We start from the raw sequence: 13511 nt of genomic DNA, 5'->3' as shown, positions 1-13511 counted from the left end.
CGAATTTGCTTCGTTAGCTTCGTTTTTGCGCAAAGGCGCATTGGCTAATCTTCCCTCTCAAGCTCGACCATTTACTGCACGCATCCAGCGGGCGCGGTAATTCTATGCGATTGAAAGGAAAATCGTTATGAATACAGGTATTGTAAAGTTTTTTAACACGGCAAAGGGCTTCGGCTTCATCTCGCCTAAGGATGGCTCGCCTGACGTGTTCGTTCATATTTCCGCTGTCGAACAGTCCGGCATGTCCTTCCTGCGTGAAGGCCAGTCTGTGAGCTTCGATCTGGTGCAGGACCCCCGCAGCGGCAAGAACGCCGCGCAGAACCTCGCCTCTGAATAAACAATCGGCTCGCACCCCCGCTTTGACCACGGATGTACTGGCACTGCGGACTTGCGAACCCTGGAAAGGTCGGGCCAGCCCCGGCCTTTTTATTTTTCAGCAATTTTTTCCGGGAGAAAACCATGAGCAAGACAGACGCGGCACAGCTCCTTCGACGTGCCGAGCGCCAGCTGGCCAATACCAGCGGCGGCGGGCATCTTGGAGGCACGAATTTCGGTCAGGCGCTGGACGCCAAAACATCGTCGGCCAAAGACAAGAACGATAAAAGCCGCAAGCCGCAGCGCGGAAGATAAGGCCCGGCGGGCCACCCCGTCAGGTAAAAAAAGCGCTCAGCCATACGAGGTGGCTGAGCGCTTTTTTATTGCCGCCGCACTGGGTCTACAGCTTCTCATAAGAAATCCGCGACCGCGCCTCAATATCCAAAAATTCGGACCATCAAAAATTAAGGGAGACCGGCTTTGCAGCCGGCCGACCGGCGCGGTAACCGTTGGCCACCCCGTCGACAGCAGCGGCTCAATGCTTGCTGTCGCTGATAGCCGGATGGGCCATCTGGAAATCGCCAAGGAGGGTGATCGCCTCCATGACGACAGCGTTGGTCGTCGGTGAAGGGTCCTGCGCCAGGATTTGCGCATCGGCGCGCAGGCGCTCGGCCAGACAATCCATGGCCTTATGTGCCTTATCGCCCTGCTGGCGGGCAATCACGGCTGAGAATTGCAGCGCGTCGCTCAGAAGCTTGAGGGTCTCCAGGCGCTCTTCGAGCGACATATCGTTTATCGGAGGCTGAGTGGTCATGGGCGTAAAAGCCGCGCTTGCGGGGTCAGGGGAGATGACACCGGCTTACTGGTACCGCGAGCGGCGGACGGCAGGCTTGGGTTTGGGTTTTGCTGCCACGGGCTCGCGCACCTCCTCGGGGCTGCTTGCCTCACGCTCCAGCCGCAAAGCGCGCAGCTTCGCCGTCTTTGCATCGCGCTGGCGCGCCTCGGCCGCCATGATCGCATAGGCCGCGTGAGGCGGCTCATCGGCCTTGCGGGCGGGCGGGCGGCCCGGTTGTTTGAAAAAGCGCTCTTTGGTGGCTGCCATGGTGTTTCCTAGCGCCGGGGGACAGGCCCGCAACGGGCTTGTCGAGAGAGGGGATTTGGCTCGGCGCCGACGCGCGCTAGGACAAACTTTATCCTATCCAAACTAGGCTTTTGGCGGGCTTTTACAAGGGCCGTCGCGCCCTTCCGGATGCAGCTCGGCGCATCCCTCGGGTCGACCTCCGGGGGATCGCAAGGGGCGACCCTGGGGGATCGCAAGCGACCTCGGGGATCGGCTCGACCCTGGAGGATCGCAAGCGACCTCGGGGTTAATGCAATGTCGACTTGTTGCTCGAATGGCTCAGCTCGAAGCGCCCGAGCAGGTTCATGGCCTCGGCAATGACATCAATGGCGACCTCGGAGCGATCGGTCGATATTGCAGCGCCATCGCGCAGCAGCCTGTCGGCCAGTTCCTCCAGCGGCTTGCAGAGCATGTCGCCTGCCTGCCTGGCGACGATCGCCGAAAAATGCAGCGTCTGGCTCAGCCGCCGCAGCGTATCGGCGCGCTCCTCTGTACTCATCTCTTCAATACGCTTCGGTTTTTTCATGCGCGCTCCTTCGAAAGGTGGCGCATCCAGATGGCGACGCGGTCGCCGAACAGGCCATTAGGGGTAATCTAGAGCATTTCCGTTTTTATTCGAATCATGAAGATGCTCTATCTCTTTGTTTCACGCAGTTCCTGACGCAAAATCGCTGCGCAGTTTTGCCGGAAATACTGCTGCCGGCGATCACGCCCGCTTTGTCGTCAGAATAGCGGGCGTGGCGGGGTAGGGGTGACAGACGGTCAGGCTATCGGCCCTGGAAAATCTTGATCAGCTTCGGGGTATAGCGGCGGTTCTGGATGTCGAGCATGTCCTGATAGGTTACGCTGCCGGAAACGATCGCTTTCGTGTATCGGCTGCAGGCAATTTTCGGAGCGTCCTTCTCTGCCACGTTCATCACGACAGCGGCGTTGTGGCGAGCCTTCTTGTCGGAAAAGCCGAGGCGCCTTATGCACTCATCCAAAAGCCCGTTTCTCTCACGCTCGCTGCCTCGCAACACTCTGACGGCTGCGTCATATTGCTTCTCGGTCGGCACGCAGCCGGTGAGCAATCCGGTGGCGATCAGTGTCATTGCAATATAGGCGCGCATTATTATCCCTCAATATAGTGCGATAAGCGTCGTATCCTTATTTTGATTCTCGCCAAGCGGGAAATATACTTTGCTTGCTTCCGTGTTTTTTCTATCACTGGTTTGAAGTTGGTCGGGCTGTCCGCGAGGCGGCCGGCAGTTTTTCAGCAGTTCATTGCGCCTCGGCCGTCTGCTGATAGGCCCTCGCACGCTCCTTCGCCCGCACCGCTTTCACCACAAGCACACCCGCCACGACCAGCCCTGCCAGCATCACCCCACCAAGCATCAGCAAATTCGGCTCCACCGGCAGCGACGCGCCCGTGCCCGCGCCACCCGACGCCGAGATTGCAATCGCAGCGCCCGCCTTCTGCAGCGTCACGGCAGCCTTCCCCGCCCTGCTTGCCTCGTCCGCCAGCGCCGCCTTCACATCCACGCCCGGCTGCCCACGGAGATACATCGCAACGGCCTTCGCCTCGATCTTCGCCACCCGCGCCGACCAGCCCTTGCCGTAGGTTTTCCAGATCGCCAGGCTTTGCATGAAGCTCAGGCGGCGGGCGCAGAGGGCTTTGATTTCCCTGGTGCCGGCGGTTGCGGCCTTGGCGCGGGTGAGGGGGCCGGGTTTGCCGTCGGCGGGGGCGCCGATGACGGTCTGGGCGTCGCGCAGGGCGCGGACGGGGCCGGAGTTGACGGCGTAGTCGAAAGTGGCGAGGTCGAAGCCTGGGGGCAGGGTGTCGCCGCCGATTTCATCCCAGTATTTCGCCCTGTAGATGAGTTTGATGTCGTCGAGCGTCAGGTTGCGGATGTCGAGATTGGGGAAGGCGGCGGCCGAGATGCCGTATTTGGTGCCTTTCAGCGTGCCCCTGCCGATCTTGCCGCCGGTCCAGTTGCCGGGGTCAGTGCGTTCCAGGGAGAGGCCGCCTTCGGATTGCAGGGTGATCGAGAGGCATTCGGGGAAATTCGCGCTGGTCATGCCGCGTTCCTTTTTTAGTGGATCGCGACAAGTTTCTGATGGCAACGGTTGTGCCTGTTGCATGACGATCTCTGGCGGGACACCTGGCAATCAGGCTCGCGCGCTCACCCTCTCTCCGGGGCGATTGAGGAGGGCTCCCATCGCTCTCTGAGAATGGGTGGCAGGCGGGTTTACCCGAAGCGTTGCCGGGATTTTCTGCAGGCGCGTTTCGGATCGAAACGTTCGGCGAGTGCTCTCATTTCGGGTGGGAAGAGTGACCGCCGCCTCCGTTACAGGAGAACAGAGTGGGGCGCGGCGGCCGGCTTTTGAGGGCCTGTATCAGAACCACGAGCCGGAGAGATCGTTCCGCAAAAAAGCCTAATCAAATAGGGCTATGGGATGGTTCGCAGGGGCCTTACGGCTCCTGCAATTCGCCTCTTTCACGAAGCTTCAGGATGCCGAGCTGGATGACCTTTATGAGATCGGCCTGCAGGGGGCCGCGACTCTCCTGATATTCTTCCAGGGTCGGTTTGGTGACGGTCACATAGGCGAGCGCCGATACGTGATCATCCTTCACCGCCTGGGCGCCGAGATCCCAGATGCGGTCAAACAATATGCGGTCGAGATCCTGGCGTGACATGCTACTTCTTTTCCATTCCATATCTTCTTATTGGCCATATCTTCTTGTCGGCCTTGACGCTGACGTCGCGGCAAGAGCGGACCGCAGGCGATCAGCCAAAAAACAGCGGCCGAGGCTCAGCAAGCGCGACATTGACGGCAAAAGCCCACCACATGATGTGGTTCTCGGTTGGGTACCGGGCGCTCGCAGTTCGGAACGAGCCTGCCGCAACGTTTGGGCCGGCTTCAAAAAGCACAGCTTCACGGGCTGGATAGAAGAGCCGACCAGCTATGCACATGGTCACATCTCCCAGCGGAAGGCGAGTCAATTTTTACGCGAGACTGTTATGGCCGTTGATCGAAAACCCGGCCGCTCCGCGTCTCAGAAGACGTCGGCGTAACTGGCTGATCCCATCAGCGTGCTTTCCTTCAGCAGCACCCCTTGCGCCACCGTGCCGGTCGCAAATCGCACCAGGCGCACATCGGGCATGGATTTCAGGCGCTGGGAGAAGGTGTTGACGGGCGGCAGGAAGCTTTCGCGGTAGCCCTGGTCGATCGCCCATTTACGGAAATCCTCGAAGAGTTTTGCGGTGCGCAGCCAGCCGCCGGCGGGTTCGCTCAATGCCGGCTCGACGCGGATATCGAACCATTCGTTGAGCGGGTCGAGCAGCAGCCAGGCGTTCAGTGCCTCCTTCGAGCTTTCGGGCATGGTGTAGCCCCCGTTGCGCTTCAGCCGCTGGGCGCCTGACACGGCAAAGCCAAGCAGCAGTTCCAGCTCTTCCCTTGCGATGCGCTCGGCAATATCGGGGATGACCTCATGCTCGGGAATGCTGCGGTTGAACTGGATGACGACGAGGCGGCGGCGGAGCCCCCGGTCGATACCGCCATTGAAGCGCGGCAGGGTGTTGGTGGTGAAGCAATGCAGCGCCCGGGGAATGAAGCTCTGGACATCCTTGTAGAGGCTGCGACCTTCGATAGGGTTGCCGGTCACGGCCGCCTTGAATTCCTCGCCTGATATGGCCGCGGCACTCAGCTCATCGGCGACGTTCGCCGCCTTGCCGGCGAGATTGATGATGCGTTTCTCATCATTGAAGAAGGCGGGCGAGATGGAGGAGACGGCGCCTTCAGGCAGCAGCGCGCGGAAGAGCGCGGCGATGGTGGATTTGCCGTTGCTGGCGGTTTCGCCGAGCAGGATGAAGGCCTTCGGCTGGCGGATGCGGGTGGCAAGGCCGAAGGCAGCAGCACCCAGCATTTCGGCCACGAGATTGATCTTGTCGGCAGCATCAGGGTCACCCTGAAAGGCGCCGTGGAGCAGCTTGTGCAGCAGCGATCCCTCGGGCGGATGGCTTTCCGTGTGGCTGAGATAATCGGCCGATATGGTGAAGCGGAAGCGATCGTCAGGGTCATGAGGGCGGCGGATCAACTTGCCGGTCTCATCCAGCGTGATGGTGCAGTTCAGCGCGTTGACGCCGATGGCGGGATTGCCGAAGAAGCCGGCTTCGGCAGTGCGCGTACCGAACTCGTTGACGATGCCGTCGATCATGTGCCTGCCGAGCTTCAGCGGCTTTTCCTTCGGGCCGACGCCAATAGCATCGAAGGCATGCATGGCCAGGCGGATCTTCTGTTCGGGAATGGGGCGCCAGGCGGAGGGGCCATAGGCCCAGAATTTGCCATCGGCGCGGACGATCCGCCCGCCGCAGGCTTTCGCCAGATGCTCGTTGAAGATGCGCGCCAGCCAGACTTCGGAGCCGAAAGGCTGGCTCGGAAACCATTCCGGCATGCTGTCTATGCCATCGGCGCCCGGTGGCAGCGCCTCCGGTGCGTGCTGGTCCTGCTCTTCTGCTGATGGCGGCGCCTCGACCGGGGCGGGCGCATGGCGGCGGATGGTGGCGCGCATGAAAGCATCGAGCTCAAAGCGCGTCCAGCCGGCATCGACGGCATCGGCACTATCCCAACTGCGGCAGGGAAGGCGGCCCGCCTGCCAGTCGGAATAGGTGAAATACTTGAGATCAGAGGCGGCTCCAGTATCGGTAAAACCTGTCAGCCGGACGCGTGCCCCGAGGGCGGAGAGAATGGCGGCGATCTCGTCTGCCGTCGAAAGGCCGGGCGCATCGAAATCCGGCCAGATCACCACATCGCGGCCTGATAGCGGCGACCAGTCTGTGTGTTTGACGCCCTGCGTGCCGCCGGCCCAGGAGAGCACGGTGCGGCCGGATTTCTGCGCCAGCCTATCGCGGCATTTCTCGCCCTCGACGACGATCACCTGCTTCGCCTTGCCGAGAGCTTCGAGGCCATAGAGCGGGCGCGGCTTGGGAAAGGGGTAGCGGCACCAGGTCTCCTTGCCGTCGGGCAGACGGGCGAACATGACCATCGGCGTTTCCTTGCCGCCATCGGAGAGATCATGGCGCAGCACATAGCCGATCAGCGCGCCATCGGCCTGCCGATAGGGAAAAACCATGGAGGGAGCAAAGGAGCCCCATTCGGAGCGGTCGCCCTTGCGCTTGGGATTAAAGAGGCGGATGCGGGCGCCTGATCTGACCGGCTCGGATGGAGGGGGCAGCGGCGCGATGCCCTCGTAGGGGTCGCGCAGCTGCGGCGCGCGCGGCGTGCTGTTCGGCCTGATATGGCTGCCATCGAGATGGCTGACGCCATCGAGAATGCGGATGGCTTCCGCGAGATCGACGCCCTTGATCTGTCGCACGAAATCCAGCACATCGCCGCCGGCGCCGCAGCCGAAACAATGGAAGCGCTCGATGCCATCCTGCCCCCTGAAGATGGTGAAGGAGGGCGTCTCCTCGGCATGGAAGGGGCAGCAGGCGACATGCTCATGCCCGTTTCTCTGCAGCCTGCAGCCATAGTGCGCCGCTGTCTCGGACAGCGACACATCGCGGCGAAGCCGTTCGAGATCTGCAGGCATGTTGCGGCTCTTGCAATGGATGTTGTCAATATCGCAACATGGCCGGCGCAAAACGGGCGGCGGCCATGGTCATTTCGTGCGTTTTCGGGGATTAACGGGAGGCAGTGCTCGGAAACTTGCCTTCCAGCACCAGCCGGTAGCCGCGGCGATAGCCGACATTGGCAATACCGATGCCGGAGCCTTCGAGCTTCTGGCGCAGGTGGCAAAGGGCGACCTTGAAGGCGAGATACATCCTGTCCGGCGAGGGGCCGCCATCGGGATCGTCGATATACATGGCGGTGAAGATGCGCTCGGTGATGACGGGCAGGCCCTTGCCCTTCCAGACCGCCTCGAAAATACGGCCTTGCATCGGTGTCAGGCCATAGTGATCGATGACGATCTCCGGCTGGGGCGTGGTAACCGGCTGCTTGCAGCAGGGGCAGAGCAGGGGCTTGGTGATGGCGAGCGGGGCGGGCGCGGGCGCGGTGGTCGAGCGTGTCGTGATCGTCTGCATGTAGGTCCTCACTGGATCTGGAACTCTTGTGACAATGCGAATTGGTTCGCCGGTGCGGCCGGTGCCTATGACGGGGCCATCACCATCGCGCGGATGCGGTCTTCGAAGAGGGCGAGGCGGCGCAGCCGGTTGGCGAGATGCACGAGGTCGTCGACATCATCGCCATCGATGAGCAGCAGAGCCTCGCCGGCGGCCGCTCCACCATGCATGACGCAGCGCCCGACCAGCGCATCGATCAGCTCCGATTGCGCCAGCATGGACAGCGGCTCCTTACGCATCCTCCTCCTCCTCCGGCATCAGGTCGGAGAGGGTCAGCGAAACGCCAAGGCGTCTTGCCGCCAGCAGAAGCATCAGCTGGTCGCGGCCGTTGATGAGGCCACGCTTATCGCGCAATGCCCGCGAAATCTTGGAGCGATGGCGCTTGAGCTCGGCTGCGAGCTCGCTTGGCGTCAGCGCCAGTTTGGCGGCGACTTTCTGCCAGGGCGTCGGGGCCTTTGCCATGCTGATCTTCCCTCCTGCCATGTGGCTCTTGTTGTTGGAGTTGAGATTATGTTGTCGAAATCGCAACGTCAATCGTAAATAGGAAAAAATACCTATCTTTTGCGTTTCAGTACAGGAGGGCACATTTTCGGCGGAAAGGCGGGTCGTGTTGCAACTTGAACAGATCAACCATGTCAAAGGTTGACGGCAAAAAGCCCGGTGCGGTTGCTTGCGCCTCGTTGCGTTTTTTGCAACAAATAAGCAACGCTGCATATGTGCATGGGGACACTGATGGGGAAACTCGATGGCTGAGATCGACGGCAACTGGTTTCACAACCAGCTTGATGAAAGGGGGCAATCGCTGCGCGCGCTCGCCCGCCATCTCGGCAAGGATGCCTCCGCCGTCTCCCGCACCTTCTCCGGCAAGCGCCGCATGACGATGGAGGAGGCGGCCGAGATCGCGTCCTTCCTCGGCGTATCCGTGACCGAGGTCATGCATCATGCGGGGATCACGCGTGAAGGCGAGGGGCTGGGGCCGAAGATCCTGCTCTCGGCCGTGATCGGCGAGGATGGCGAAGTCCGCTCGCTTCCCGAGCCGCAGCCCTTGCCGCAGGCCGTGCTCGACAAGGCGCAGCTCTCGATCGGCGCCGGCCGCAACCGGCGGATCATCGCCGCCCAGGTGCGGGCCTCCTCCGGCGCGCTGTCGATCTGGGACGATGCCGTGCTGCTCTTTGCGCCCACCGATGGCATCGAGCCCGGCGCAATCGGCGCGCTTTCGATCTGCGGCCTTTCCGGCGGCAAGCAGATCCTCGCCAAGCTCGACCGCGCCCGCAAGACCGGCGAGGCGAGGGTGGTAACGCCTGCGGGGAAGATCGAGGAGGCGGTGCTCACGACGGCGACGCCGGTGCTGGTGTTGATACCTTAGGGGCGGACAGCGGCGCGTTGCAGCTGGGACAATGACGCCGCCGTCTCGACTGGCGGCGTTGAAAGAAGACCCCGCCCCAAACCCCTCCCCACAAGGGGGAGGGGCTTAATCCGCTGCACCCGCTTTCCAAAATCCTCGATGTTTCGGGAGAGGTAAGGCGGTGCCGCGAGGAGTCCCTCCCCCTTGTGGGGAGGGGTTGGGGAGTGGTTTTCAATGTTGAATAACCGGGCTGAAGGTCGTTTTGCGCCGCGGCCTGGGCGGCGCGAAGCGTCGGAAGACGACGCCGCGATCGATCAGGCCGACATCGAGGCTGCAGAAGTGCACGACATAGTCGCCGTGTCCCAGTTCGGCTGACCCGATAAGTTCGCCGCTCAGGTCTTCCCTTCTGCTCGGTCTCGCCACTGTCTCGCTGACGGCAATGTCGTTCCAGGCAAGCTTCCCCTGAGCTGCCGCCAACGCAATCCACCCCCAACCTCCCTTGGAAATAATCCGCCCAGCGCTAATTCATGGTGCAGGAATGGCCGTTCATCAGGCCCGGGCGATCAGCTGTCGATGCACTGCGTTCAGTCATGCGCTTGCGGCTGAAGGGGATAGGAACGGCCTCGAAGGCGGGTTGGATGGACATTGAGTCAAATGGCTCCGTTCGGGCGGGAACGGCAGAGAGCGATAGCGAACATCCCTACCGGGTTCTCTTCGACTCTATCGATGACGGCTTCTGCACCATAAAGGTGCTGTTCGATGACGAGGGTGGGGTGCGGGACTATCGTTTCCTGCTCACCAACCCGGCCTTCGAGCGGCAGACGGGGCTGAAGGAGGCCACCGGGCGGACGATGCGGGAGCTTGCGCCCGATCACGAGGAATACTGGTTCGACATTTACGGCCAGGTTGCGCTGACGGGCGAGCCAGTTCGTTTTGCGCATCAGGCCGATGCGCTCGGCGGGCGCTGGTACGAGGTCCATGCTTTCCGCATCGGCGTGGTCGAAGAGCGGCAGGTCGCCATCATCTTCCGCGATATCAGGGACAAGAAGCAGGCGGAAGCGGCGCTGCGCGAAAGCGAGGTGCAATACCGGGCGCTGTTCGATTCCATCGATGAGGGTGCCTGCATCATCGAGCGGCTGCCTGTCGGCGCCGATGGGCTGCGCGACTATCGCTATATCGCCATGAACAAGGCGATGCAGGGGATGTTCGGCATTGCCGATCTCAGCGGCCGCACGATCCGCGAATTCTTCCCCGACGAGGTGGAGGACTGGTACGACGATTACGACCGGGTGCTGACGACGGGCGAGCCGATCCGCTTCGAGCGGGAGTCCGAGCCGCAGGAGATGGTGCTGGAGATGTTCGTCTCGCGCATCAGCGAGAAACCGCCGCGTCTGCTTGCCGTGATGCAGGACATCACCAAGCGCAAGCGGGCGGAGGAGGCGCTGCGGCGCAGCGAGGAGCGTTCGCGCGCGCTCGTCAATGCCAGCTCCGATGCCGTCTACCGCATGAGCCCGGACTGGCAGGAGATGCGCCAGCTCGATGGCCGCGGCTCCCTCTCCGATGTCGAGGGGCCGACGGTGCGCTGGATGGACGATTATCTTTTTCCCGAGGATCTGCCGCAGATCCGCATGGCGATCGCCCACGCCATTCGCGAGCGTCGGCCCTTCGAGCTGGAGCACCGCGTGCGCCGGGCCGATGGCGAAGTGGGCTGGACCTTCTCGCGCGCCATTCCGGTCTTCGATGCCAGGGGCGAGATTGCCGAATGGTTCGGCATGGCCGCCGACGTGACCGAGCGGGTGAACGCCCGCCAGCGCCAGCAGATGCTGAACCACGAACTCGGCCACCGGCTGAAGAATGTGCTGAGCCTCGTGCAATCGATCGCCAACCAGACCTTTCGCCAGGCCGATAATCTCGTGGAAGCTGCCGAGACCTACAGCTCGCGCCTCGTCTCGCTCGGGCGCGCGACCGATATCCTGACGGAGACCGCCTGGGCGGATGCGAGCCTGCACAGCCTCGCCCAGGCCGGACTGATCTCTGTCGGCGATTTCAGCGAGCGCATCCGCATCTCCGGCCCCAATCTCGACCTTGCGCCGCAACAGGCGCTGATGCTGACGCTGACGCTACACGAGCTTGCGACGAACAGCTTGAAATACGGGGCGCTGAGCAAAGAGACGGGGGTGGTGGATCTCACGTGGGGTGTGAAGAAGGATGCCGGCGGCGAAGGGCAGTTCACGCTGGAATGGCGGGAGAGCGGTGGGCCGGAGATCAGTGCGCCGGCGCGGGAGGGGTTCGGGACGCGGATGATCGGGCGGTTGCTGCCGGCTTCGTTTCAGGGGAAGGCGGAGCTGAGTTATGAGGAGGCGGGGTTTGAGTTTCTGCTGGAGGCGCCGTTGGGGGAGGTGATTAAGGTGCGGCGGTGACAAGGTTCCAATTGGAGACGTATTCCCAACCAGCAATGACCCTCGGCTCTTAGAAACTACGTCCTTGGAGCGATATTCGAAGAAACGACCTTTCTAGCTGCATCTTTCGTTCGGCGGGAGGAGACGCAGACCGGTACGGTCATCTACGGCTGCACGACTAGGATGAGTGAGCAGCGGCCAACGCCTCGCTGCATTAATAGACATTGCGGTCTTAAAATGGATGTGCCGGGCGCGGTGTTCACGCCCGGCGCTTTCTTTTTGTGATGACAGTTCAGGCCGCAGGCGTCGCGACCACCGGCTCTGCCGCAAGCGCTTTGCGCAGCTGCTCTTCCTGCTCCGGCGAGAGCGAGGAGCGCAGGATGGTGGCGTGTTCGCCCTTGAATTCGGCCAGTACCTTTTCCGGCTGCACCTTGCGCAGCAGCAGGAAGAGGGCGGAGCTGTTGATGGGGATGGTGTCGGCGAGTTTCTTGATGAGGTCGTCGTCGATGCCGTAATCGGTCATCGAGCCCGCGAGCGCACCGGAGCCTGCGCCGAAGGCGCCGCCGAGGACCATGCCGGCGAGCGGATTGAGGAAGAGCAGGCCGACGAGCGTGCCCCAGAGTGCGCCGGAGAGGCCGCCGCTTGCAGCACCTGCGGCCGTGAGATTGACGCTCTGCTTGAGGCGCACCTTGCCGGCGGGGTCGCGCACGGCGATGACGGCATCTTCGAGATCGACGAGATATTCCTTCTCAAGCTGGACGAGCCGGTTGAGCACGGCATCCGCCTTGTCGGCGGTATCGAAACCAAGCACCACGAATTCTGACATGGCTTTCCCTCCTGTTGGATTACAGATGCGGCAGATAGGCGCCGGCGGCGCTCTGTCCATAAGGCGGCCGCCATTTGCTAGGGCTAGCACTCACATGTGAGAGGGCGATGAAGGGTGGGGCCGGTGCCGTCAATTGAAGCCGCGCACCTCGACCGGTGCCCGGCAGGCGATGGCGGCCTTGCGGCCCCAGGCGAGCGCCTCGTCCATATCGGCCGCTTCCAGCACCCAGAAGCCGCCGATGTGTTCCTTGGTTTCGAGGTATGGTCCGTCGGTGACGAGCAGCTTGCCGTCGGGCTGTGCCCGCACCGACATTGCCTTGCTGACCGGGTTGAGGCCGCCGACGAAGAGCCTGACGCCGGCGGCCACCATCTCTTCGTTCAACACGTCGATATCGCGCATCGTCGCATCGTCTTCCTTGCAGGGGGCGTAATCGTCGGGGAGGTGGATGGCGACGAGATATTGGGGCATCTGTTTCTCCTGTGATGTCAGGCTGGCCGGCTGGCCTGGCTTCATTCTACAGACGAATGGGCGGAACGGAATTCGACAGGTTGTTCGAGAGATTTTGGATCCTGCGGGCGGATCGGCTATAGGAATTCTGCTTCCGGATTCCGCCCGGCGGCGGCGCTCGCTGCCGCAAAAACCTGCGCAAAGGTCTTCTCATGCCGCTTCTCGATGCGAATTTAGCCTTTCCCATCACCCATCCCGATGGCAGGGTTTCGAAGACGACGATATACCTGAAGAATGTCATCGATCATCCGCGCATGGAGATCGGCGATTACAGCTACTTCACGCATTACGGAAAGCTCGAGGAGACGGCCGAGATCCTCGCGCCCTATCTGGGGCGGGGTTGCCGGGAGCGGCTGGTGATCGGCAAGTTCGTGCAGATTGCCCGCGGCAGCTATTTCATCACCAGTTCGGCCAATCATCCGATGGGCGGCATCACCACCTATCCGTTCCGCATCTTCAAGCCGGAAACCTTCGGCTACAAGGATCTGCCGGTGAAGGATACGGTGGTCGAGCACGATGTCTGGATCGGCCACGACGCTGTCATCATGCCGGGTGTCACGATCGGTGCGGGCGCGATTGTCGCTGCCGCTTCGGTCGTCACCCGCGATGTACCGCCCTATGCTGTGGTCGGCGGCAATCCGGCACATATCATCCGCATGCGCTATCCTGTCGAGGTCATCAGCGAGATCCTCGACCTTGCCTGGTGGGACTGGCCGATCGACAAGATCGAAGCCAATCTGCCGGCGCTGGAAAGCGGCGATCTCGCGGCGCTGAAGCGGGCCTGAACGGACAGGCGATGCCTGCGATCGCCGGCGCCCTTCCAATTGTTCTCGGTGGCGCTATCCTCGACAAAGACAGGGTGTTGCAATCGCATATGATGGGATCAGGTCGAACC

At 62.1% G+C, this 13511-nt stretch carries 18 protein-coding genes; 6 read left to right on the top strand and 12 right to left on the bottom strand.

The window, feature by feature from the left end; genetic code table 11:
• Nucleotides 1-127 precede the first annotated feature (127 nt).
• Together AC1DM5_RS23275 and AC1DM5_RS23270 are read left to right on the top strand one after the other, a co-directional pair.
• Complete coding sequence (locus tag AC1DM5_RS23275; protein ID WP_007826441.1) at nt 128-337, top strand: cold-shock protein; 210 nt, start codon at nt 128-130, stop codon at nt 335-337.
• Between the two features lie 122 nt (nt 338-459).
• Entirely contained in the window at nt 460-630 is a 171-nt protein-coding gene (locus AC1DM5_RS23270; protein ID WP_310386614.1) for a hypothetical protein, read from the top strand.
• Between the two features lie 220 nt (nt 631-850).
• On the opposite strand, the gene AC1DM5_RS23265 is transcribed toward AC1DM5_RS23270, so the two are convergent.
• From AC1DM5_RS23265 to AC1DM5_RS23220, 10 genes are all read right to left on the bottom strand, one after another.
• Nucleotides 851-1129 (bottom strand): hypothetical protein, encoded by a 279-nt coding sequence (locus tag AC1DM5_RS23265; protein WP_477823747.1) that lies wholly within the window; start codon nt 1127-1129, stop codon nt 851-853.
• Nucleotides 1130-1174: 45 nt separating this feature from the next.
• A complete protein-coding gene (locus AC1DM5_RS23260) occupies nt 1175-1417 on the bottom strand; it encodes a hypothetical protein (protein ID WP_477823746.1) in 243 nt (80 codons plus the stop codon).
• A 265-nt stretch (nt 1418-1682) separates the two neighbouring features.
• Nucleotides 1683-1961 carry a hypothetical protein gene (locus AC1DM5_RS23255; RefSeq protein ID WP_477823745.1) on the bottom strand — a complete coding sequence of 93 codons (279 nt, stop codon included), beginning with the start codon at nt 1959-1961 and terminating at the stop codon, nt 1683-1685.
• A gap of 241 nt (nt 1962-2202) precedes the next feature.
• A complete protein-coding gene (locus AC1DM5_RS23250; RefSeq protein WP_025669005.1) occupies nt 2203-2544 on the bottom strand; it encodes a hypothetical protein in 342 nt (113 codons plus the stop codon).
• A 151-nt stretch (nt 2545-2695) separates the two neighbouring features.
• On the bottom strand, nt 2696-3493 hold the full coding sequence (locus tag AC1DM5_RS23245) for a glycosyl hydrolase 108 family protein (protein ID WP_477823744.1): 798 nt from the start codon (nt 3491-3493) through the stop codon (nt 2696-2698).
• Between the two features lie 394 nt (nt 3494-3887).
• On the bottom strand, nt 3888-4112 hold the full coding sequence (locus AC1DM5_RS23240) for a hypothetical protein (RefSeq protein ID WP_477823743.1): 225 nt from the start codon (nt 4110-4112) through the stop codon (nt 3888-3890).
• 360 nt (nt 4113-4472) lie between these two features.
• Nucleotides 4473-7007, bottom strand: coding sequence for a CHC2 zinc finger domain-containing protein (locus AC1DM5_RS23235; RefSeq protein WP_477823742.1), 2535 nt, complete (start codon nt 7005-7007; stop codon nt 4473-4475).
• Nucleotides 7008-7098: 91 nt separating this feature from the next.
• Nucleotides 7099-7500, bottom strand: coding sequence for a hypothetical protein (locus AC1DM5_RS23230; RefSeq protein ID WP_477823741.1), 402 nt, complete (start codon nt 7498-7500; stop codon nt 7099-7101).
• Between the two features lie 65 nt (nt 7501-7565).
• Nucleotides 7566-7778: a hypothetical protein gene (locus AC1DM5_RS23225; protein WP_477823740.1), complete on the bottom strand. Its 213-nt coding sequence runs from the start codon at nt 7776-7778 to the stop codon at nt 7566-7568.
• Nucleotides 7771-8001, bottom strand: a complete 231-nt coding sequence (locus tag AC1DM5_RS23220) for a hypothetical protein (protein ID WP_477823739.1) — start codon at nt 7999-8001, stop codon at nt 7771-7773. The genes AC1DM5_RS23225 and AC1DM5_RS23220 overlap by 8 nt, the downstream gene beginning before the upstream one ends.
• Before the next feature lie 283 nt (nt 8002-8284).
• Here AC1DM5_RS23220 and AC1DM5_RS23215 point away from each other — a divergent pair, with 283 nt between their 5' ends.
• The 3 genes from AC1DM5_RS23215 to AC1DM5_RS23205 all read left to right on the top strand — a co-directional run bounded on the left by AC1DM5_RS23215 (nt 8285) and on the right by AC1DM5_RS23205 (nt 11304).
• Nucleotides 8285-8905 (top strand): helix-turn-helix domain-containing protein, encoded by a 621-nt coding sequence (locus tag AC1DM5_RS23215; RefSeq protein WP_477823738.1) that lies wholly within the window; start codon nt 8285-8287, stop codon nt 8903-8905.
• Between the two features lie 213 nt (nt 8906-9118).
• Nucleotides 9119-9259 carry a hypothetical protein gene (locus tag AC1DM5_RS23210; protein WP_477975695.1) on the top strand — a complete coding sequence of 47 codons (141 nt, stop codon included), beginning with the start codon at nt 9119-9121 and terminating at the stop codon, nt 9257-9259.
• Between the two features lie 263 nt (nt 9260-9522).
• A complete protein-coding gene (locus AC1DM5_RS23205) occupies nt 9523-11304 on the top strand; it encodes a PAS domain S-box protein (protein ID WP_477823222.1) in 1782 nt (593 codons plus the stop codon).
• Between the two features lie 271 nt (nt 11305-11575).
• On the opposite strand, the gene AC1DM5_RS23200 is transcribed toward AC1DM5_RS23205, so the two are convergent.
• Both AC1DM5_RS23200 and AC1DM5_RS23195 read right to left on the bottom strand, forming a co-directional pair.
• A complete protein-coding gene (locus tag AC1DM5_RS23200) occupies nt 11576-12109 on the bottom strand; it encodes a DUF1269 domain-containing protein (RefSeq protein ID WP_477823223.1) in 534 nt (177 codons plus the stop codon).
• Nucleotides 12110-12238: 129 nt separating this feature from the next.
• Entirely contained in the window at nt 12239-12577 is a 339-nt protein-coding gene (locus tag AC1DM5_RS23195; RefSeq protein WP_113325353.1) for a YciI family protein, read from the bottom strand.
• A gap of 191 nt (nt 12578-12768) precedes the next feature.
• Here AC1DM5_RS23195 and AC1DM5_RS23190 point away from each other — a divergent pair, with 191 nt between their 5' ends.
• A complete protein-coding gene (locus AC1DM5_RS23190) occupies nt 12769-13401 on the top strand; it encodes a CatB-related O-acetyltransferase (protein WP_477823224.1) in 633 nt (210 codons plus the stop codon).
• Nucleotides 13402-13511 lie beyond the last annotated feature (110 nt).

The sequence above is a fragment of the Rhizobium sp. 01T437 genome (assembly GCF_056398505.1).
This window is presented reverse-complemented; position numbering and strand designations above follow the sequence as displayed.